This window comes from Chloroflexota bacterium (assembly GCA_038040195.1).
GTDB lineage: Bacteria > Chloroflexota > Limnocylindria > QHBO01 > QHBO01 > DASTEQ01.
In genome coordinates this window covers 254,119-273,823 of record JBBPIR010000001.1, presented here as the reverse complement: position 1 = coordinate 273,823, position 19,705 = coordinate 254,119, and the positions used below count along the sequence as shown (strand labels likewise).

Sequence of the window (19,705 nt, the reverse complement as noted above, 5' to 3'; positions counted from 1 at the left end):
CGGCCAGGCCTACAGCCGGGTGTAAAGTACGCACCTTCCCACCCGACTCTGCTCTCTCACGGAGGGTTGAATACACCGATGGCGCGCATCGTCCGGGCAGCGCTGCTGCAGGCCGAGTGGACCGGCGACAAGGAAACCATGATCGCCAAGCACGAGAAGTACGCGCGCGAAGCGGCCAAGCAGGGCGCCCAGGTCATGTGCTTCCAGGAGCTGTTCTACGGTCCCTACTTCTGCCAGGTCCAGGACCCGCAGTACTACAGCTACACCGAGAAGATCCCCGACGGGCCGACCACCAAGCGCATGCAGGCGCTGGCCAAGGAAACGGGGATGGTCCTCATCGTGCCGATGTACGAGGAGGACGCGGACACCGCCGGCATCTACTACAACACCGCATCGGTCATCGATGCCGACGGTTCGTACCTGGGGAAGTACCGCAAGACCCACATCCCCCACGTCAAGGGCTTCTGGGAGAAGTTCTACTTCCGTCCCGGGAACCTGGGGTACCCCGTGTTCGATACCAAGGTCGGCAAGGTGGGGGTCTACATCTGTTACGACCGCCACTTCCCGGAGGGCGCGCGAGCGTTGGGCCTGAACGGCGCCGAGCTGGTGTTCATCCCGTCGGCAACGTCCCGCGGCCTGTCGGAGTACCTGTGGCGGGTCGAGCAGGTCAGCCATGCGCTGGCGAACGGGTATTTCGTGGGCACCATCAACCGGGTCGGGATCGAACCGCTGGGGGATGACGACTTCTACGGCCAGTCGTACTTCGTGGATCCGCGCGGCCAGTTCGTGGGCGAAGTCGGGGATGCGCACGATGAGGAGCTGATCGTCCGCGACCTGGACCTCGACCAGATCCTCGAGGTGCGCCAGACCTGGCAGTTCTTCCGCGATCGCCGGCCGGACGCCTACGACGACCTCGTCCGCCCGTAGGTTTCATGGACTTCGCGTTCACCCTCAAGCTCGAGCACGACCCCGCCCGGACGCTGGACCTGACCCGGCGCGCCGAGGCGAACGGGTTCACCCACGGCTGGGTCTTCGATTCCCACGTCCTGTGGCGCGACCCCTACCCGCTGCTGACGCTCATGGTGGGGGCCACCGAGCGGATGCGGCTGGGAACCTGCGTCACCAACCCGGCCACCCGCGAGCCCTCCGTCACCGCCTCTGCCCTCGCCGCGTTGAACGAGATCAGCGGGGGCAGGATGAACCTGGGGATTGGCCGCGGGGACAGCGCCCGGCGGGTGCTGGGAAAGCCCCCGACGACCATGAAGACCCTGGAAGAGGCCATCGGCGTCATCCGCGACCTGGTCGAGGGCCGCGCGGTCACGTACGAGGGCACCGAGCTCCGGCTGACCTGGGCCGGGCGATGGCAGCTCCCGGTCTGGGTGGCGGGCTACGGACCCATGGCGCTGGCCATGACGGGCCGCGTGGCCGACGGTCTGATCCTTCAGCTGGCTGATCCGGACCTCATCCGCTGGTTCGTCTCCCAGCTCCGCGAGGCCGAGGCCGCCGCCGGCCGCCCGCCGGGCTCGATCAAGGTCCAGGCCGCCGCGCCCGCACACGTAGGGCCTCGGGATCTTGGCCAGGACCGGACCCGCTGGTTCCCCGCCCTGGTCAGCAACCACGTCGTGGATCTGGTGAACAAGTATCCGCGCGAGCAGCTCCCCGAGGCGCTGACCGGCTACGTCACCGAACGCGAGGGCTACGACTACCACCACCACGCAGAAGTCGGCTCCGCCAACGCGGCGTTCGTCGGCGACGAGGTCACCGACCGGTTCTGCGTCCTGGGCGAGCCGGCCGAGCACGTGGCCAAGCTCCACCAGCTCGCCGATGCGGGGGTCGACCAGTTCAACATGTACCTCATGAACGGAGACGAGGAGGACCAGCTGGACCGATACGGCCGCGAGATCGTGCCCGCGCTGCGAGGCATGGCCGCCAACCGCGAGGGGGCGTCCGCATGAGGATCCAGTTCGTCGCCGGGTTCGGACCGATTACGACTGATCCCGGCAACAGCCGGGCATTCTGGGCCGGTCACCTGGGCATCCCGATGGAGGAAATCTCGCCCGACTACTTCGGGACCGATAACCTGCCCGGGGTGAACGCCTTCGCCGCGTGGCCTCTCACCCAGGCAGCCGAATCCTGCTTCGGAACCGATGCCTGGCCGGCCGACGTGGCCGCGCCGCATGCCTGGCTGGAGCTGGACGTGGCAACTCCCGAGGCGGTGGAGGAGGCTGCCGCCGAGCTGGAGGCCGCCGGTCATCGGCTCCTCCGAAAGGCGGGCGTCGAACCGTGGGGCCAGACCGTCGCGCGCCTGCTCAGTCCGGAGGGTCTGCTGGTCGGCATCGCGTACACGCCGTGGATGCACCACGAGCACCACGCCGACCACGAACATGAGGCTCTCGACCACGAGGGCCACGACCACGAGGGCCACGACCACGAGGGCCATGAGGAGCACGGCTCGTGACGCGGACCCGGCTGAGCCTCTACTACCTGGTGAGCTATCTCGCGGTGGCCGGGCTGGCGCTGTTCCTTGTTCCCAGCATTGCGCTTCCGCTGCTGCTGTCCAACGGCGATTACGGCGACGTGTTCCCCCGGCTGGCGGGAATGGTTCTCATCGGCCTGGCGATCATGGTCGGCCAGATCATCCGGCTCCGGATCGAGGCCCTGTACACGACCACGGTCATCATCCGGGTCTTCTTCCTGGTCGGCTTCTCATTCCTGTTCGCCATCAGCAGGGATCCGTTCTTCATGGTCGTCTTCGGGATCGTGGCGGTGGGCGTCGTCCTGACCGGGTACAGCTACCTGCGAGATCGCCAGGCATGACCGATGTCGACAGCCTGCAGCAGGCAGCCGAGGACCGATGGGTGGCGGGCTGGTTGGCGGGGCCAACCTGGACCCGATACGACCGACTGCCGGTGCAGCCGGGCGACGGCGCCCCGGACCTGGAGCTGCCGGACACATCGGGCAGCCATCGGCGGCTGTCGGAGTTCTGGGCCTACGGCCCGGCGCTGATCATCTTCATGCGCCACTTCGGCTGCTCATGCTTGATGGAGCGTTGGGAGGGCCTCCGCGACCAGTTGGACACCTATGCCGAGGCGGGCGGCACAGTGGTGGCGGTGTGCCAGGCCGAGCCCGAACGCGCCGCTCACGTCGCCACCCGCCGTGGATATCGGTTTCCGTTGCTCTGCGACCCGGAGCGCGAGGCCTATCGCGCGTACGGCTTGCTGGAGGGAGAAGCACCGCAGATCCTCCACGACTTCCCGTGGCGGCCGGGTGACTCGGAGACGGCGCGGACGATGTTCGTGGAGCCGCGGAGAGGGACGGAGCGGGCGGTCGTGGACTCCCCGTGGCAGCTCCCCGGGGAGTTCGTGGTGGCCACCGACGGCCGCCTCGTCCTGACCCACCGCTATCAGTACTGCGAGGATTTCCCGCCCAAGACCGTGCTGTTGGGCGCCATCGCCGCTGCTCAGCGTTAACGGGTTCCGGATCAGCCTGACCGCGACCGACGACATGGTCGAGCGCGGCATCCCCGGATTCGTGGCCGCATACGCGGAGGCTTCGGCCTAGGCCTCCAGTCGGCGCTACCATCGGTCCATGCGCACCCTGATCACGAACGGCACCATCGTCAACGCCGACGCCACGACGAAGGCGGATGTCCTCGTGGACGGGGAGCAGATTGCCCTCATCGGTCAAGACCTGTCGGCGGGTGCGGGAGCCGGCGCCGATCGGACCATCGATGCCACCGGCAAGTGGGTGATCCCGGGCGCCATCGACGTCCACACCCACATGGAGCTGCCCTTCGGCGGGACCTTCGCCAAGGACACGTTCGAGACCGGAACGCGGGCGGCGGCGTTCGGCGGGACGACCACGATCATCGACTTCGCGGTCCAGCCCCGCGGAGGCAGCCTCCGCGATGGCCTGGATGCCTGGCACGCCAAGGCCGATGGCAACGCGACCACCGACTACGGCTTCCACATGATCATCAGCGACGTCCGCGACGACGTCCTGGCCGAGATGGACACCCTGGTGGACGAGGGGGTGACCACCTTCAAGCTGTTCACCGCCTACCCCGGCGTCTTCTTCTCCGATGACGGGGCCATCTTCCGGGCCATGCAGCAGACCGTGCGCAACGGTGGGCTGATCATGATGCACGCCGAGAACGGCCTGGCCATCGACGTCGTGGCGGCGCAGGCCGCCGAAGCCGGCAATACGGACCCGTACTACCACGGAGTCTCGCGGTCACCGGTCCTGGAGGGGGAGGCCACCAACCGGGTCATCCGGCTGGCGGAGGCCGCCGGTGCGCCGGTGTACATCGTGCACCTCTCGGCACGCCAGGCACTGGACGAGGTTCGCCAGGCCCGGGACGAGGGGCTGCCCGCCTTCGCCGAGACGTGCCCCCAGTACCTGTTCCTGACCCTGGAGGACATGGGCAACGGGTTCGAGGGCGCCAAGTTCGTCTGCTCGCCGCCACTGCGCCCCGCCGACCATGCGCCGGAGCTGTGGAAGGGACTGGTCCACGACGACCTCCAGGTCGTGTCCACCGACCATTGCCCGTTCGACTTCCACGGCCAGAAGGAGATGGGCCGCGGCGATTTCCGCAAGGTTCCCAACGGCCTGCCGGGGGTCGAGAACCGGGTCGATCTGCTCCACGACGGCGGAGTGGTGGGCGGCCACCTCACGCCCAACCGCTGGGTGGAGGTGCTGTCCACCGCCCCGGCCCGCATGTTCGGCCTGCCCCAGAAGGGCGCCGTGGCCGTGGGAGCGGATGCCGACCTGGTGGTCTACGACCCCAACCGACGCCACACCATCAGTGCCGCGACCCACCACATGGACGTCGACTACTCGTGCTACGAGGGGCGGGAGGTCCAGGGTGGGAGCGACGTCGTCCTGTCCCGCGGCAAGGTCATCGTGGACGGGGATCAGTGGCTGGGCGCCAAGGGCGACGGCAAGTTCCTCAAGCGCGCCCGCAGCGAGGTCCTGCGCTAGACCGATGCGACCACGCCACGTGCTGAGCGCCGCCGTCGCGGCGCTGCTCCTCGCCGCCTGTCAGGCTTCCGCCTCCCCGGTCGCCAGCCCATCCCCGTCGGAGCCGGCCACGTCCGGCGGCCCACTCCCGTCGTTCTTCGGCGCGGCCGACCTGGAGGCCACGCTGCCCAGCGAGGCAGCCGGCATCACGTTCCAGGCGTTCTCGATGAGCGGCCCCGACTTTATCGCGGGCGAGGTCGATGAACGGTTCGTCACCTTCATCGAATCCCTGGGGGCCGACATCCAGGAAGTGTCGGTGGCGATTGCATTCGGAGCCAACGCAGGTGGCACGCAGACGGCCAGCATCCTCGCCTTCCAGGTCATCGGCGCAACCGCTTCCGACCTGGTCGACGAGTTCAAGGCCACTGCGGACGAGGGCGCCGACCCGCTGGTGTGGCATGCCGAGACGATCGGCGGCAAGTCGGTGGAGCTGTCGGATACGAACCTCGACTTCCCGACCCCGGTGACGCTGTATGCGACCGGCGAGGTTCTGTACTTCGTCTCCTCCACCGACGCCAATGCCACCCAGGAGATCCTCGCCTTCCTGCCGTAGCGGCCGCGCCCCGGTTCGAGTCGCGCGTGAATCTGAGGCGGACCCGCCGTTGATGGTGGTCAACACTTATTTGTCTCCACGATTTGCCGGCCGGCTAGCCAAGGGGCAGATCGCACCTGAACTGAGGCCGGATTCCCCTTTGTTAGCGGTCAACACGTATTTGTCTCCACGATTTGCCAGTCGGCCTGCCAGGGGCTAGGATCAGCGCGCCCACGACCGTGCCCAACCTGCGGCGCGCTCTACACGGCGCCCGTCTCCATCCATGTGTGGCAATGAGAGAGGAGACCGATGAGATCAAGTGCACTACAGCGAGGGCTCCGTGCCCTCCTCCTGGCTGCCATGGTCGGCAGCCTCCTGATGGCTAACGCTGTCCCCGTGGCCGCCGGCAGCCCATTCGAGGGCAACGACATCAAGGAGCTGCGCGAGGAGCTGCGCGGCACCGGCGTTCACGTCGACTGGAAGAAGCCGGCGCCGGTCCAATCCCAGGGCGACCAGAACCGCCCGCCGAAGGTCGGCGACCAGCGCGTCTTCCTTGCGTTGAACGACGCCACCGGCTTCTACCTGAAGTTCTTCACCCTGCGCGGCACCAGCAAGGATGCCGAGCTGTGGGTGGCCAACAACATCAATTTTCCTGATCCGGATGGGCCAGACAACGACTGCCGGAACGATGGCGTTCGGAACGTCATCACCAACGCCCAGGTGGCGTACCTGCTCCAGCAGTTCAGCGGGAACATCAGGCCCACGGACACCGCCTGGTTTGGAGAACCGAACGTCCGGCGCGGCGACTCCGCGCCGCTGGTCGATCTGTTGAATGGGATTGGGGTTCCCACTCACAAGAACGCCTACCGCAACCCCGCCGGGCGGGATGTGATCCTGGTGGACAACGTCCGGGATGACAACTACTTCGACACGGACAACGCCAACACGTTGCCCTATATCGCGGGCTTCTTCAGCTCGACCCTCTCGTTCTACACCCAGCGAAACGTCATGACCATTGACGCGTTCGACTGGGTACACCGGACAGGGGCAAACCCGCCTCATAGCCCATCCACAGATCCGTGCTTGAGCATGCCGGCTCGGCCATTTCTGTACGAGAGCGTGTTCGCGCACGAGTATCAGCACCTCATCCACGCTGACTACGACGCCGACGAGGTGAGCTGGGTCAACGAGGGAATGAGCGACTTCGCGGAGATCCTTACCGGCTACAACGACCCGAGCCTGCACGTCGACGAAATGGGATTCGACTCCCATACCCAGGGCTTCCTGGGCTGGCTGAGCGTCTTCCATCCCGACTGGAATTCGCTGCCGGATGACACGGGCCCGGAAAACAGTCTGACGGTTTGGGAGGACCAACCCGGCCCAGCTGAGATCTTCGAGGATTACGGGTTCGCCTACTTCTTCATGACCTACATGCAGAGTCAGGGCTACGGCCAGTCCTTCTTCACGGCCTGGCACCACAACCCGCTCAACAGCATCGCGGGCCTGAACGACACGCTTGCCGCCTTCGGAAGCAGTGACACGTTTGACTCGTTGTTCCGCGACATCGTCGCGTCGGTCCTGGTTGACGGATACATCGACAACGGTGCATCGGTGACTGGGGCACTCCTGGCCGATCTGCAGAACTCAACCACCGAGGCAACGGTTTTCTTCAACGCCGCTGGAGATGCGAACGACACGCCCGGCGCTCCGCCGTACGGGTCGGACTACATCCAGCTCGGCCCAGCATCCGGACTGACGTCGATCGACTTCAATGGCTCGGAGTTCTTCACCGCCCCCGGCGGCCCGCAGTGGATCGTCGAGGGTGGGTACTGGACGCCGGATCCGGCCGGCGATCCGTACCTTTCGAACCTCGACGCGAGCATCGCGCGTCAGGTGACCGCAGCCGAAACCGATGTGCTCACCTTCGAGCACTACTACCAGATGGAGAACAGCTGGGACTTCGGCTTCGTGCAGGTCTCGACCGACAGCGGGGCGAACTGGACCTCTTTGGCGTGCACTGGCACGACATCGGATCACAACCCCGATGCCATCGCCACCATCGTGGCCAACCTGCCTGGGTTCACTGGCCCAGACGAGACTGGCTTGGGATACGTCGGCTCGGCGCTATTGCCGGTCAGCTCGACCTGTGATCTGCCGACCGGGACCTTCCTCCTGGCATTCAGGATGATCAGCGACCCATCCGTCGAGTTCGACGGGTGGTTCGTCAGGAACGCCATGATCGGCGTGAATCCCGTCGACCCGACTCCCGGCGAGCTATTGGACTGGAACAACATCCAGTTCTACGACCCGAGCCCGCTCGGGTTCGGCTGGTTGGTCCAGCTGGTCGGGCTCAGCGGGACCGTCGACGCCTACGGTGACATCCTCACCGGCGGAAACGTCGTCATCCTTCGGCCGACATTGGGCGCGGGCAACACGTACGCGTTCAGCGGAGCTGAGTTGGGGACACTCTCTGGAAGCACCCAGGTGGTGGCGATCATCACCGCTCTAACGCCCGAGGACGACCAGGCCGGCACCTATGCGCCGTACAGCCTGATGGTGAACGGGTTTGAGAGGGCCGACGGTCAGATTCCGCCTCCGTAACCTGACCTGAACCGATACTCGAGGCCCGCCGGTCCGCCGGCGGGCCTCGAGGTTATCCACTCCGTACTCAGCCCGCGGCTACTAGCCCGCGGCCATCGGCCGCGGGCGCATCGGTGTGTCATCCCGGATAGGATGGGCAGCCGATGACCGTCCGGATTGACGTCGCCGACCGCCTGACCGATGAGAATCGCGCCTGGCTGGCGGCCGAGCTGCGGTATCCGGTGATGGCCACCCTCGACTCAGCGGGCAACCCGAAGCAGAGCGTGGTCTGGTACGACTTCGCACCCGAAGGCGACGATGTCATCCTGGTCAACAGCCGCAACGAGCGGCTCAAGACCAAGCATCTGCGCCGCGATCCGCGCGTCTCCCTGCTGTTTGAAGACGGCTGGCAGTACCTGGCAGTAGAGGGCCGCGGGCGGGTCGTCGAGGACCCCATCCGCGGCCTGGCCGACATCAAGGCCCTGGCCGTCCGCTACGGCTCCGATCCGGAGCGCTTCAACGGCCAGGATCGGCGGACCTTCCTGATCCGCATCGACCGCGTCATCTGGCATCCGTGACCGGGGGATCGGGCAGCATCCAGCTGGGCGCCCTGCCTTGGCCGCAGTACACCGACTGGGATGCGTTGCGAGCGGCAGGGATCCGGGCCGAGGAGTTCGGGTACGACAGCCTGTGGACCTGGGATCACCTGTACCCGATCGTCGGAAGCCACCACGGGCCGATGTTCGAGGGGTACCTCAGCCTGGCGGGCTGGGTGGCCGGCACCAGCCGGATCCGGATCGGGCTGATGGTCGGCGCCAACCCGTTCCGTAACCCCGCCCTGGTCGGCAAGATGGTCACCCAGCTGGACCACATGAGCGGGGGGCGGATGATCTGCGGGATCGGCGCCGCGTGGTTCGGGGAGGAGCATCACGACTTTGGGTTCGACTTCGGCGCGTCGGTGGGGGAGCGGCTGCGCTGGCTGGAGGAGGCGGTGATCATCCTGCGCGGGATGTTCGACGGGACCAAGCCGTCGGGGACCGATCACTATGCGGTGCGCTCGGTTCGGAATGACCCGCCGCCGGTCCAGGCCCATCTGCCGATCCTAGTCGGAGGCGGCGGGGAGCGGAAAACCCTCCGGATCGTGGCCAAGTACGCCGACGCCAACAACTTGGGCGGCGGCTTCGAGAAAGTGCGGCGCAAGGAGGAGATCCTGCTGCAGCACTGCGCCGAGGTGGGTCGCGACCCAGCCGAGATCGAGCGCACCGCGAACCTGGGGGTGGTGGTGATTCGCGACACGGAGGCCGAGGCGCGCCGCGTGCTGGGGGAGCTGGCCGCTCACAACGGTGGGGCGCGGGCGTGGCCCAACCAGCTGGTCGGGACGCCCGAGCAGGTCGCCGAAGAGCTCGTGCGCTTCGTGGCGATTGGGTACCGCCACCTGATCGGCGGCTTCCCGGCGCCGTTCGACCGCGAGTCGATGGAGCGCCTGGCCGGCGAAGTCAGACCGATGGTCGAGGCCGTCTGACCGCATCCGATACGCTGCCGCGGTGACGTGGGGTCGCGCTCGCACCGCGAATCCGATTCAGAGATGACTGGTAACGAGGGCGGGGGCCTGAATCGACGGGCCACCAGTCACTAGTGACTGAATCGGCGCCCTCAGCGCCTTTGGCGAGCGATGCGAGTCATGTGTGACTCGCCCGCGCATTGACCCGACGACGGCGCGGCCGGGGCCCCGGCCGCTGTGTGTCGCGGCGCGAATAGGTACGCTACCGGTCGTGCGGGTCGCGCTGCTGTCAGGGGGGACGGGTGGGGCCAAATTGGCGCACGGCTTCCAGCAGGTCCTGCCCGCCGGCGCGCTCGACGTCATCGTCAACGTGGGCGACGACCTGGAGCTGTTCGGCCTCCACGTCAGCCCGGACCTGGACAGCGTCATGTACACGCTGGCCGGCCTGGTCGACCCGGTGCGCGGCTGGGGTGTGGCCGGTGACACCGACCGCGCCCTGACCATGCTGGAGCGGTACGGGGAGGAGACCTGGTTCTGGATCGGCGACGCCGATCTCGGAACCCTCGTCCGGCGCACGGCGCAGCTCCGTCGGGGTGCCTCCCTGACCCAGGTCACCACGGACATGGCGGCCGCGCTGGGCATCCCGAGCCGCATCCTGCCCCCCACCGACGACCGGCTCCGGACGCGGGTCCTGACCGATGACGGTGACCTGGAGTTCCAGCGCTATTTCGTCGAGCGCGGCCAGCGCGACGAGGTGCGCGGCATCAGCTTCGAGGGCGCCGCCGAGGCCCGCCCGACGGCTGCCGTGCTCGAGGCGCTGCAGAACGCGGAACTGGTGGTCATCGGCCCCTCGAACCCGATCGTGAGCATCGAGCCCACCCTGGCCATCCCGGGGCTGCGTGAGGCGGTGGCCACCGCCCCCGGTCGCAAGATTGGTGTCAGCCCCATCGTGGCCGGCCGAGCGCTCAAGGGTCCTACCGACCGGATGCTGGCTACCCTGGGCCACGAGGTCAGCGCGCTGGGCGTGGCCCGCCTGTATGCGGGAATGCTCGACCGATACGTCTTGGATGAAGCCGATGCCGAGCTGGCGCCCGGAGTGGCTGCCCTGGGCATGGAGCCCCTGGTGGCGCCGACGGTGATGAAGACCGATGCCGACCGCGCCGCGCTGGCCCAGTTCCTGATCGACGCCGCATCGGGCTAACCTGCCCGCGTGTCAACTCGGATCATCGTTCCGCACCGAGGGCTGGAGCAGGCCAAGACGCGGCTGGCCGGCGTGCTGGACCCGGCCCAACGGGCGGCGCTGGCCGAGTGGCTCCTGCGCCACGTCCTGGACGCGGCGGTGGCGACGGAGCACGAGGTGGTGGTCATCTCCCCGGACGCGAGCCTGGAACCGCTGGCGATGGCCGCCGGCGCCCAGCTGGCCGTCCAGCACGGGCTGGGACTGAACGCCGGACTGGCGCAGGCCCGCGACGAGGCGCTCCGGGATGGGGTAGCGGTGCTGGCCGTGCTCCACGGCGACCTGCCGGACCTGTCCCCGGCTGACGTCACCGCCATGCTGGCCGCGGTCAGCCCCCGGGGGCCGGCAGTTGCGATTGCGCCGGACGCGGCCGGTCGCGGGACCAATGGCCTGGCCTTGACGCCTCCAGACGTGATCGGCTTCCAGTTCGGTCGCGACAGCTTCGCGGCCCACCGGACCGCCGCCGAACGATCCGGGGCGCGGTTCGCCGTGGTTGAGCGACCGGGTCTGGCGTTCGACGTCGACACGCCGCAGGACCTGGCCGCGTGGCTGGCGAGGGGTCACGCCGCGTGATCCAGCTCATTCCCCTCGACGGCATCCCGGAGGTGGCGCCGGGCGATGACCTGGGGTCGCTCATCGCGGCGGCGCTGGGCGCCGCCTCCATCGGCCTGTCCGAAGACGATGTCCTGGTCGTGACCCAGAAGATCGTGTCCAAGGCCGAGGGGCGAGTGCTGGACCTGGCATCGGTGCAGCCGTCGGCCCGGGCGGTCGAATGGGGAGAGCGCTGGGGCAAGGACCCGCGGCAGGTGGAGCTCGTGCTGCGTGAGAGCGTCGAGGTCGTGCGCATGGCCGAGGGCGGGCTGATCATCAGCCGCACCCGCCACGGCCTGGTGTGCGCCAACGCTGGGGTGGACCTCTCGAACACGGGGCCGGGGGGGGCTGAGCGGGCCACGCTCCTGCCCGAGGATCCGGACCGATCGGCGCGGCTCATCCGTGAGCGGCTGGGCGAGCTGGCCGGGGCGCGGCCGGCGGTGCTCATCTCGGACTCATTCGGGCGGCCATGGCGGGACGGGATCACAGACGTGACAATCGGGGCGGCCGGGATCGAGGTCCTGGCGGACCTGCGCGGCCAGCCGGATGCGGACGGGCGTGAGCTGCACGCGACGGTGGTGGCGGTGGCGGACGAGCTGGCCTCCGCGGCCGAGCTGGCGGCCGGAAAAGCGTCCGGCCGGCCGGTGGTGCTGGTCCGCGGCTACCCGTACGCGCGGCCGGTGGGCGAAGACCCGGGAGCCCGGCCGCTCATCATGGACCGCGCCCGCGATCTGTTCCCCTAACGCGCCGGTTGGAGAAAGAGCGAGACGATTTCGCCGTTCTCGACCCGGAAGTTGGCCTCCACGTGAAGCGGCTGAATGCCTGGCCGGATGACGGTCACGTCGGCGATCAGCGACGCGCCCATATTGCGGCTGTCGTTGACGTACATCCGGAACCCGTCACCGGCCCGAATGAACCAGCCGCCCACCCGGTCGCGGCCGCGCAGGTTGGTCCGCTCGTCCGAGCCGGGTGTCGAGATGCCCATCACGGCGAACTCCGAAAACAGGTCGACGGCGCGCTCGCGCTCATCGTCGTTGATGAGCTCCAGGAACAGGTCGATGGTCTCGGTGGCGCCCATGGCCCGCGAAGGATACCGTGGGGTCGATGGAACCGCTCCGCATCGGGCTGGTGGGCTGGGGGACCGTGGGATCGGCGCTCGGAGCGTTGGTGGAACGCGGTCCGTTGGCGATGCGGCTGGCCTGGGTGGCGGTCCGCGAGCCTCGCCGCGAGCGCGGGCTGGCGCTCCCCCAGGGCGTGCCCGTGGCCGGGGAACCCGGCCCGCTCGACGAGATCGACGCGCTGGTGGAGCTGGCCGGCAGCGTGTCCCAACCGCGTCGCTGGGCCGAGGCAGCGCTTTCCGCGGGCCTGCCGTACGTGACGGCCAACAAGGCGCTCCTGGCCGCGCACGGTGGTGAGCTGGCCGAGCTTGCCGCTCGCCACGGTGGGGCGCTGCTGGCATCGGCTTCGGTCGGCGGTGGAACGCCGATGCTGGAGGTCACCGAGCACCTGGCCGCGTCCGGCCGGGTCCGGCGGCTGCGGGGCCTGCTGAACGCGACCACGACCTTCATCCTGGCGGCCATGGGCGAGGGCCGGTCATACGACGATTCGCTGGCCGCGGCGCAGGCCGCCGGCTACGCGGAGGCCGATCCGTCGCTGGACGTGGACGGGCTCGACGCAGCCCAGAAGCTCGCCCTGCTGTCCTGGGTGGCGTGGGGTCGCTGGCGCTCGGAGGGCGAGGTGCGCCGGGCGGGAATCGTGGGCCTGGCAGTGGCGCCCGGCGAGGTCGTGCGGCTGGTCGCGGAGGCTACGCCCGACGAGCTGTCGGTCGGGCCGGTCGCCCTCGACTCCGGGTCGCCGCTGGCTGAGCTGCGAGGCGTCGAGTGCCTGCTCGAGATCGAGCTCGAGGGGGCGGAGAGCATCACCATTCGCGGGCCTGGGGCGGGCCCCGTCTCGGCGGGCGCGGTGTACGCGGACCTGGCGCGCCTGGTGCGTGGGGAGCGGCCCATCCTCGGCGGCTGGCCTCATGCCTGACTGGCCGGTGGTGGGCGTCGCCGGGGCCCGCGGGCTGGTCGGTGGCGTGTTCCTCTCGATCCTGGCCGATGCCGGCCTGCCGGCCGGCTCGCTGCGTGCCTTCGGCACGGAGGAGGGGCGAGTCGCTTACCTCGGGACCGAGGTTCCGGTCCGGGTCCTCGACGCCGATGCGGCCGCGAAGCTGGAGGTCCTGTTCCTGGCCACCGACGGCGATGTGTCGCGGCAGCTGGTGGAGGGTCCGGCGCGCGATGTGCCGCTTATCATCGACAACTCGAGCGCGTATCGGCTCGATCCGGGCGTCCCGCTGGTCGTTCCCGAGGCCAACGCCGGCGTCCTGGCGGGCTACGCCGGACACCTGGTGGCGAATCCCAATTGCACGACTGCGGCGGCCGTCGTGGCGCTCGCCCCGATCCGCGACCTGGCCGGGCTGGAGAGCGTCGACCTGGCGTCGTACCAGGCGGTGAGTGGTGCCGGGCGAGCAGGCGTGGATGCCTTCGTCACCGAGCGCGCGGGCGATGGCCGCGCTGCGGCGCCGGATTCGCCGTTCCACGGGCGGATTGCCGACTCGGTGGTCCCGCAGATCGACCGCCTCGACCCGGACGGCTGGAGCGGGGAGGAACGCAAGGTCAGTGCCGAGCTGCGCAAGATCCTTGACCTGCCCGAGCTCGACGTGGCCGCCACCACGGTCCGCGTCGCGGTCCACACCGGCCACTCCGTCGCGCTCCACTTCCGGACCGGGCGTCCGACCAACGTGACCGAGCTCGAGGAGGCGCTCCGCCACGCGCCGGGAGTCGAATACAGGGCCGCCGATGGCTCTGAGCGCCACCCCATGCCGCTCGACGTGGAGGGGCGCGACCCGGTGCTGGTGGGGCGCCTGCGAGCCATTCCCGGCCGCGAACGGGGCTTCGCGATGTTCCTGGCCAGCGACAACCTGCGCAAGGGCGCCGCATTGAACGCCATCCAGGTCGCCGCGGCCGTCGATCCAGCCCGATTCGGCGGGTTGCTCCCGCCACCCCGATGAGTCGGCGGCGGGTCCTGGTGGCGGCCCTGGCCGTCGTTCTGGGCATTGGCGCCGCGGCCATCGGCTACGCGTTGGCCGTTTCCTCTCGCGGTCCGACTGCCACGCCCAGCCCGTCTCCCACCTCGCCAGCAGGATTCTCGTGCGAGGTCAGCGTCACGCCCACCACGATCGTGGTGAACCCTGAGACGGGTCTTGCGGAGGACGCGATAGTGTTCCTGGCCGGCACCGGCTTCCCGGGGAGTTCGGGGATGACCCTCGTCCTCACCGGCACGGCCGTGGACTTCGTCAGCGATCCCTCGGGCAGCTTCACCTACACCCTCGCCCCCGTCCCGGGCGACGCCTATCCGGCACCGCCGGACCTCGAGCGCGGGTCGTTGACCTGGACCGTCATCGGCTGGGACGCAGCCGAGGCCCCCGGGGATTTCGGGAGCCTGCCACCGCGGGTGTGCGAGACCGAGGTGCGGGTCACCATCGAGCTCACCCACGACCCCAGCCCCACCCCGCCCACCGACCTGTCGGCCGGGGGCTATGCGGAGGTGATCGCCGACGGCGTCCGGGTCCGGATCGCGCCCTCGCCCACCGCCACCGTCATCGGCGCGCTGTTCTCGGGCGACGTCGTGCGCATCCTGGCGCCCGCCCAGGTGGCCGAGGGCTTCGCCTGGTATCGGGTCGAGACGGTGGTCATCCAGAGCGGTGAACCGGTGACCGGGTACGTGGCGGCAGGCACCGAGGGCCAGCCGTTCCTGCGGCCCACCACCGCGCCGCCTCCGCCCACTCCTACCCCGCTGCCATCGGCCTCGCCCTAGCGGGGGTACTCCACGAAGTCGTACATGTGGTCGTAGTCGGGGGACAGATACGTCACGTCGGGCAGCAGCTCGAGATGCGTGCCGAAGTAGGCGTTGAACAGGATCCGGAATGCGTTCACGGGACTGATCCCATCGTAGAAGCCCTCGGCCTCAAGGTCGACGCCCGGCATCCGGTACGCGTTCAGGATGCCGAACTTCCACGCGATGTCGGCATCGGATGCCTCCAGCCACTGGAAGTCCTCCTGGTCGGCGCGGAAGCCGGGCGGCCAGGGGCCCTCGTCCGCGGCGAGGATGATGACCGGATCCGGCTGGCCCGGCTCCACGTCCAGGATCGTGTCGATGACCTCCAACGATCGGCGGTTGGCGTACTCCAGCTGGAGTACATATTCCTCGCCGTCGCTCCGCTCCTTGGTCTCGGCGGCGGTCGGCATGGATCCGTCGGGGTTGAACACATACGGCGAGTGAGGAATCGTCAGGTGGGCGAAGGTGAACGTCGGGCCCGCCCGACGGGAGGCCTGCTTGATGGCGTCGAAGCCGTACAGGATGTGGCGCCGCGCGAGCTCCGGGTAGGTGATGGACTCCGGATCGCTTTCCTCCGGTGAGGCGCCCACCTCCGGCGTCAGGGCCAGCAGCATGGTGGTTGCGGCCAGGATCGTGCTGAACTGGCTGAACTGGGTGTACCGATAAATGACGTCGGCGTCCACGTTCTTGGAGCTGGGCTGCCACCAATTGGCGATGTGGACGTACTCGTAACCCAGCGACTTCAGGGCGGCCGGAGCTGCCAGCCGATGCTGGAGCGCCGCATGGATGGGGCCGAACGTGTGAGGGGTGACCTGGTTGTATTGATCCGGGTCGAGGTAGTCCATGCTCAACGTGCTGACCGCTGACGGGGCGGTCTTGAAGTAGTTGGCCCACGAGTCGTGGGCGATGGTGAACCCGCGTTCCTCGAGGGCCTCGAGGAATGGGCCGTTGTCGAAGTCATATACGTCGCGCAACGTCTCGTCCCCGGCGTAGCGGTCGAGGATGATGTAGTAGATGTCGGGCCGGCCCGCCTCGCCAACGGCGACCGTGGGAACCTCACCGGTGGTGTCGGGGAACAGGCGGGTGCTGACCACGTATTCGCCGATCCGGAACAGGTTGAACAGGACCAGGATGGCGGTGGCGATGTTCAGGAACTGCGTGGCCGGGCGCACCCAGCGTCCACCATGCCATGCCAGCCGGACGAGGGCTGCCCCCCACACCACCCAGAGCGCCACCAGGAGCCAGCGCTGCTGGAGGAACTCGTCGGCGACGTTCCACACATGCCCGAATGAGAAGAACAGTCCCAGCAGGGCGCTGCTCATGAGCCCGGCCCGGGCCCAGTCGCGGCGGATGCCGAAGCACAGCAGGAGCAGCGTGGCGGCACCTACCAGGCAGATAGCCAGCGGAATCCACAGTGGATCGAGGGTCACCTGCTGGGTCGCGTTCCCGGCAAACAGGAACAGGACCGGGAACGCGGCGATCAGGAGCGCATGCCAGGGCCAGGACCACCAGCGGCTACTTGCGCCGGTGGCCGGGGCTGGGGTTAACATGATCGAAACACTAGCCGCACCGAGGCATCCTCATCGCCCATGCCACCCATCGGGTACATCGACCCCGGGTCGGGCAGCCTGCTCCTGCAGGCCCTGCTGGCCGCCATCTTGGCCCTCCCGTTTGTCTTCCGGCGCACGATCGGCGGATTCTGGCATCGGTTGCGAGGTGAGCGTGTGGACGAGCCGGCGCCTTCCAAGGTCCGCTCGTCTGACAAGCCAAATCCCGGCCACAGCTGACAGCCGGTGGCGCCGCCGGGCGCCCACGCTGAGCCGGGGATGATCGACCCCGCATCCTTCCGCGACCCCTCCGGGTACGTCTTTCGCCGCGACGGTGTCCTGTACCGCGCCATTCAGCCCATGGCGACCGCCGACTGGACCGCCTTCGAGGAGCGTGGACTGGCGGCGGCGCTTATCAATGACGGGCTCCTGGTCAGCCACGCGCCGGCGCCGCTGGACCTGGCCCCCCTCCCCGGCGCGGCGTTCGTGATTCAGCCCCGTGAGCTTGCGCTCATCTCGTATCCGTACGAGTGGGCCTTCTCGCAGCTCCGCGAGGCGGCGCTCCTGACCCTCGAGGTCCAGCGCCGAGCGCTCGGGGTCGGGATGTGGCTGCGCGACGCCTCGGCCTACAACGTCCAGTTCGACCGTGGGCGACCGATCCTGATTGACAGCCTCTCTTTCGAGGTGGCCGACCCGTCGGCCCCGTGGCCGGCCTACCAGCAGTTTTGCAAGCACTTCCTCGCCCCGCTGGCCCTGATGGCCCACCGGGACCTGCGGTGTGGCCTCCTGCTCCGCGACTTCATCGACGGTGTGCCGCTGGACCTGGCGGCGGGCCTGCTTCCGGGCCGGACTCGATTCGGCGGGCTCCTGCCCCACCTCCACCTCCACGCCGGCGCCAACCGACGCGCGCAGAAGATGCAGATTCCCAGCGCCGCCACCGGGCCCAGCGCACCAAGCCGGGGCCGGGCGATGTCCGCCACCCGCCACCTGGCCCTCCTGGACAGCCTCCGTCGCACCGTTGAAGGGCTCCCCCTGGAGCCGGGCGGCCACTGGCTGTCGTACACCCGCCACTCGACGTACACGCCGCAGGCGGCCGAATCGAAGCGCCAGATCGTGGAGCGCATGCTGGCCGCCGCCGGCGGCCAGGTCGTCTGGGACCTGGGCGCCAACGTTGGGACCTACTCCGACCTGGCCGCTGGGCCGGGCCGCCAGGTCATCGCCTTCGACCAGGACCCGTCGGTAGTCGAGCACCACTGGCGCAACCTGGCGCCCGATGCGCGCGCTTCGGTCCTCCCCCTCGTCATGGACCTGACAAACCCCAGCCCGGCACTGGGCTGGGCACACCAGGAGCGGCGGTCCCTCCTCGAGCGTGGCCCGGCCGACGTGGCCATGGCGCTGGCCCTCGTCCACCACCTGGTGATTGCCAACAACGTGCCGCTCCCACGCCTGGCGGACGTGCTCGCCCGGGCCGGGCGTCGGTTGGTGGTCGAGTTCGTGCCGCGCGAGGACCCCATGGTCCAGCAGCTGCTCGCCTCGCGGCGTGACATCTTCACCGACTACTCCCTCGACGGATTCCGGGCCGCGTTCGGGGAGCGCTTCGTCACCCTTGACGAGGCGCCGGTTACGGACAGCCTGCGGACGCTGTTCCTGATGGAGCGTCGCCCGGACTGAGCTCAGCCGGCGACCGACTCCGCATCGCGCATGACGCGCAGGACGTTGCCGTTGGCCAACCTGGCCAGGTTGTCCTCCGTCCAGCCGCGACGCAGCAGCTCGGCGAACAGGTGCGGGTAGCCGGAGACGTCCTCCAGGCCGATGGGCCAGAACCGGTTGCCGTCGTAGTCGCCGCCGATCCCGACATGATCGTGCCCGGCCACCATGGCCACATGGTCCACGTGATCGGCGACCATGCTCAGGGGCGGGCTCGGTGGCTCCAGCGAGTCGATGATCTCCTCCTCGAGCGCCTGGCGGGCGTCCAGGTCGGTCAGGCCGGCCGCACGCCGATAGAACTCCGCGATGGCCGGAACCAGGATCGCCGCCGCCTCAGGGCTGACAAACCCCGATACAAAGGTGACCATCACCACCCCGCCGTTGGCCGGCACGCGGCGCAGGATCTCGTCGGGCACGTTGCGCGCCACGTCGCACAGCGCGCGCGCCGACGAGTGGCTGAAGATGACCGGGGCCTGGCTGGCGTCGAGCGCATCGGCCATGGTCGACGTCGCCACGTGGGACAGGTCGACCAGCATGCCCAGCCGGTTCATCTCGGCCACGACCTGGCGCCCGAACGGCGACAGGCCACCGTGCTGGGGCTCGCCGGTGGCCGAGTCGCCAATCTCGTTGGTGGTGTTGTGGGTCAGGGTCAGGTAGCGCGCGCCGAGCTCCCAGAATGCCCGCAGCGCCCCCAGCGATCCCTCCAGGACGTGGCCACCCTCCATTCCCAGCAATGACGCGATCCGACCCGCGCCCATGGCCTGCTCGACCTCGTCCGCGGTGCGACACAGCTGCAGCTCCTCGGGATAGCGCTGGATCAGACGGCGCGCCAGGTCCAGCTGCTCGAGCTGGAGGAGTGCGCGGCTGCCCGGGCCTTCCCCAGGGACGTAGACCGACCAGAACTGGCCCCCTACCCCACCTGCTCGCAGACGCGGCAGATCGGTCTGTCCAGGCGGTGGGGCGGGGCGATGCAGGTCATATGCGTCCAGATCTCCCGGCGCCGCTGGGTATTTGCGGATCGTCCAGGGCAGGTCGTTGTGGCCGTCGATGAGGGGGTGGCGGGCCAGCAATTCCCGCGCTCGCCGGAGGTCATCCGCGTCCGGGGTTGGCAT

The 19,705-nt window shown here is 68.8% G+C and carries 21 protein-coding genes; 18 read left to right on the top strand and 3 right to left on the bottom strand.

Features of this window, described 5'->3' with window-relative positions:
• Positions 1–78 precede the first annotated feature (78 nt).
• The 13 genes from AABM41_01400 to cofE all read left to right on the top strand — a co-directional run bounded on the left by AABM41_01400 (position 79) and on the right by cofE (position 12,203).
• Positions 79–927, top strand: a complete 849-nt coding sequence (locus tag AABM41_01400; GenBank protein ID MEK6190963.1) for a nitrilase-related carbon-nitrogen hydrolase — start codon at positions 79–81, stop codon at positions 925–927.
• A 5-nt stretch (positions 928–932) separates the two neighbouring features.
• The gene (locus tag AABM41_01395) at positions 933–1,955 is read left to right on the top strand and encodes a TIGR03842 family LLM class F420-dependent oxidoreductase (GenBank protein ID MEK6190962.1); all 1,023 of its coding nucleotides are present in this window, start codon (positions 933–935) and stop codon (positions 1,953–1,955) included.
• Positions 1,952–2,458, top strand: coding sequence for a glyoxalase (locus AABM41_01390; GenBank protein ID MEK6190961.1), 507 nt, complete (start codon positions 1,952–1,954; stop codon positions 2,456–2,458). The genes AABM41_01395 and AABM41_01390 overlap by 4 nt, the downstream gene beginning before the upstream one ends.
• Entirely contained in the window at positions 2,455–2,817 is a 363-nt protein-coding gene (locus AABM41_01385; GenBank protein ID MEK6190960.1) for a hypothetical protein, read from the top strand. Before AABM41_01390 ends, AABM41_01385 begins: the two co-directional genes overlap by 4 nt.
• A complete protein-coding gene (locus AABM41_01380) occupies positions 2,814–3,470 on the top strand; it encodes a peroxiredoxin-like family protein (protein MEK6190959.1) in 657 nt (218 codons plus the stop codon). The genes AABM41_01385 and AABM41_01380 overlap by 4 nt, the downstream gene beginning before the upstream one ends.
• Before the next feature lie 118 nt (positions 3,471–3,588).
• Complete coding sequence (hydA, locus tag AABM41_01375) at positions 3,589–4,980, top strand: dihydropyrimidinase (GenBank protein MEK6190958.1); 1,392 nt, start codon at positions 3,589–3,591, stop codon at positions 4,978–4,980.
• A gap of 4 nt (positions 4,981–4,984) precedes the next feature.
• Entirely contained in the window at positions 4,985–5,572 is a 588-nt protein-coding gene (locus tag AABM41_01370) for a hypothetical protein (GenBank protein ID MEK6190957.1), read from the top strand.
• 288 nt (positions 5,573–5,860) lie between these two features.
• Positions 5,861–8,152 carry a hypothetical protein gene (locus AABM41_01365; protein MEK6190956.1) on the top strand — a complete coding sequence of 764 codons (2,292 nt, stop codon included), beginning with the start codon at positions 5,861–5,863 and terminating at the stop codon, positions 8,150–8,152.
• A 143-nt stretch (positions 8,153–8,295) separates the two neighbouring features.
• Positions 8,296–8,709, top strand: a complete 414-nt coding sequence (locus AABM41_01360; GenBank protein MEK6190955.1) for a pyridoxamine 5'-phosphate oxidase family protein — start codon at positions 8,296–8,298, stop codon at positions 8,707–8,709.
• Complete coding sequence (locus AABM41_01355) at positions 8,706–9,653, top strand: LLM class flavin-dependent oxidoreductase (GenBank protein ID MEK6190954.1); 948 nt, start codon at positions 8,706–8,708, stop codon at positions 9,651–9,653. The genes AABM41_01360 and AABM41_01355 overlap by 4 nt, the downstream gene beginning before the upstream one ends.
• Positions 9,654–9,903: 250 nt before the next feature.
• Complete coding sequence (gene cofD / locus AABM41_01350; GenBank protein ID MEK6190953.1) at positions 9,904–10,833, top strand: 2-phospho-L-lactate transferase; 930 nt, start codon at positions 9,904–9,906, stop codon at positions 10,831–10,833.
• 9 nt (positions 10,834–10,842) lie between these two features.
• Positions 10,843–11,442 carry a 2-phospho-L-lactate guanylyltransferase gene (gene cofC, locus AABM41_01345; protein ID MEK6190952.1) on the top strand — a complete coding sequence of 200 codons (600 nt, stop codon included), beginning with the start codon at positions 10,843–10,845 and terminating at the stop codon, positions 11,440–11,442.
• Positions 11,439–12,203 carry a coenzyme F420-0:L-glutamate ligase gene (gene cofE, locus AABM41_01340; protein MEK6190951.1) on the top strand — a complete coding sequence of 255 codons (765 nt, stop codon included), beginning with the start codon at positions 11,439–11,441 and terminating at the stop codon, positions 12,201–12,203. Before cofC ends, cofE begins: the two co-directional genes overlap by 4 nt.
• Here cofE and AABM41_01335 read toward each other — a convergent pair.
• The gene (locus AABM41_01335) at positions 12,200–12,538 is read right to left on the bottom strand and encodes a hypothetical protein (protein ID MEK6190950.1); all 339 of its coding nucleotides are present in this window, start codon (positions 12,536–12,538) and stop codon (positions 12,200–12,202) included. The genes cofE and AABM41_01335 overlap by 4 nt on opposite strands.
• A gap of 26 nt (positions 12,539–12,564) precedes the next feature.
• Between AABM41_01335 and AABM41_01330 the strand changes: the two genes are divergently transcribed.
• The 3 genes from AABM41_01330 to AABM41_01320 are packed head-to-tail and all read left to right on the top strand — an operon-like array spanning position 12,565 to position 15,318.
• The gene (locus tag AABM41_01330; protein ID MEK6190949.1) at positions 12,565–13,491 is read left to right on the top strand and encodes a hypothetical protein; all 927 of its coding nucleotides are present in this window, start codon (positions 12,565–12,567) and stop codon (positions 13,489–13,491) included.
• Positions 13,484–14,512, top strand: a complete 1,029-nt coding sequence (locus tag AABM41_01325) for an aspartate-semialdehyde dehydrogenase (protein ID MEK6190948.1) — start codon at positions 13,484–13,486, stop codon at positions 14,510–14,512. Before AABM41_01330 ends, AABM41_01325 begins: the two co-directional genes overlap by 8 nt.
• Positions 14,509–15,318, top strand: a complete 810-nt coding sequence (locus tag AABM41_01320) for an SH3 domain-containing protein (protein ID MEK6190947.1) — start codon at positions 14,509–14,511, stop codon at positions 15,316–15,318. Before AABM41_01325 ends, AABM41_01320 begins: the two co-directional genes overlap by 4 nt.
• Here AABM41_01320 and AABM41_01315 read toward each other — a convergent pair.
• The gene (locus tag AABM41_01315; GenBank protein MEK6190946.1) at positions 15,315–16,889 is read right to left on the bottom strand and encodes a hypothetical protein; all 1,575 of its coding nucleotides are present in this window, start codon (positions 16,887–16,889) and stop codon (positions 15,315–15,317) included. The two genes, AABM41_01320 and AABM41_01315, sit on opposite strands and share 4 nt — an antisense overlap.
• 39 nt (positions 16,890–16,928) lie before the next feature.
• On the opposite strand from AABM41_01315, the gene AABM41_01310 reads away from it, so the two are divergent.
• The gene (locus AABM41_01310) at positions 16,929–17,126 is read left to right on the top strand and encodes a hypothetical protein (protein ID MEK6190945.1); all 198 of its coding nucleotides are present in this window, start codon (positions 16,929–16,931) and stop codon (positions 17,124–17,126) included.
• Between the two features lie 39 nt (positions 17,127–17,165).
• Positions 17,166–18,557: a class I SAM-dependent methyltransferase gene (locus AABM41_01305; GenBank protein ID MEK6190944.1), complete on the top strand. Its 1,392-nt coding sequence runs from the start codon at positions 17,166–17,168 to the stop codon at positions 18,555–18,557.
• Positions 18,558–18,559: 2 nt separating this feature from the next.
• Here the strand turns inward: AABM41_01305 and AABM41_01300 are convergent, their stop codons facing one another.
• Positions 18,560–19,705: a dipeptidase gene (locus tag AABM41_01300; GenBank protein MEK6190943.1), complete on the bottom strand. Its 1,146-nt coding sequence runs from the start codon at positions 19,703–19,705 to the stop codon at positions 18,560–18,562.

Coding starts and splice junctions, on each gene's coding strand:
- AABM41_01335 (MEK6190950.1), bottom strand. CDS start 12,538: ATGGGCGCCACCGAGACCATCGACCTGTTCCTGGAGCTCATCAACGAC.
- AABM41_01395 (MEK6190962.1), top strand. CDS start 933: ATGGACTTCGCGTTCACCCTCAAGCTCGAGCACGACCCCGCCCGGACG.
- AABM41_01305 (MEK6190944.1), top strand. CDS start 17,166: ATGATCGACCCCGCATCCTTCCGCGACCCCTCCGGGTACGTCTTTCGC.
- AABM41_01365 (MEK6190956.1), top strand. CDS start 5,861: ATGAGATCAAGTGCACTACAGCGAGGGCTCCGTGCCCTCCTCCTGGCT.
- AABM41_01330 (MEK6190949.1), top strand. CDS start 12,565: ATGGAACCGCTCCGCATCGGGCTGGTGGGCTGGGGGACCGTGGGATCG.
- AABM41_01370 (MEK6190957.1), top strand. CDS start 4,985: ATGCGACCACGCCACGTGCTGAGCGCCGCCGTCGCGGCGCTGCTCCTC.
- hydA (MEK6190958.1), top strand. CDS start 3,589: ATGCGCACCCTGATCACGAACGGCACCATCGTCAACGCCGACGCCACG.
- AABM41_01300 (MEK6190943.1), bottom strand. CDS start 19,705: ATGCCAACCCCGGACGCGGATGACCTCCGGCGAGCGCGGGAATTGCTG.
- AABM41_01310 (MEK6190945.1), top strand. CDS start 16,929: ATGCCACCCATCGGGTACATCGACCCCGGGTCGGGCAGCCTGCTCCTG.
- AABM41_01390 (MEK6190961.1), top strand. CDS start 1,952: ATGAGGATCCAGTTCGTCGCCGGGTTCGGACCGATTACGACTGATCCC.
- AABM41_01315 (MEK6190946.1), bottom strand. CDS start 16,889: ATGTTAACCCCAGCCCCGGCCACCGGCGCAAGTAGCCGCTGGTGGTCC.
- AABM41_01320 (MEK6190947.1), top strand. CDS start 14,509: ATGAGTCGGCGGCGGGTCCTGGTGGCGGCCCTGGCCGTCGTTCTGGGC.
- AABM41_01380 (MEK6190959.1), top strand. CDS start 2,814: ATGACCGATGTCGACAGCCTGCAGCAGGCAGCCGAGGACCGATGGGTG.
- AABM41_01360 (MEK6190955.1), top strand. CDS start 8,296: ATGACCGTCCGGATTGACGTCGCCGACCGCCTGACCGATGAGAATCGC.
- AABM41_01325 (MEK6190948.1), top strand. CDS start 13,484: ATGCCTGACTGGCCGGTGGTGGGCGTCGCCGGGGCCCGCGGGCTGGTC.
- AABM41_01400 (MEK6190963.1), top strand. CDS start 79: ATGGCGCGCATCGTCCGGGCAGCGCTGCTGCAGGCCGAGTGGACCGGC.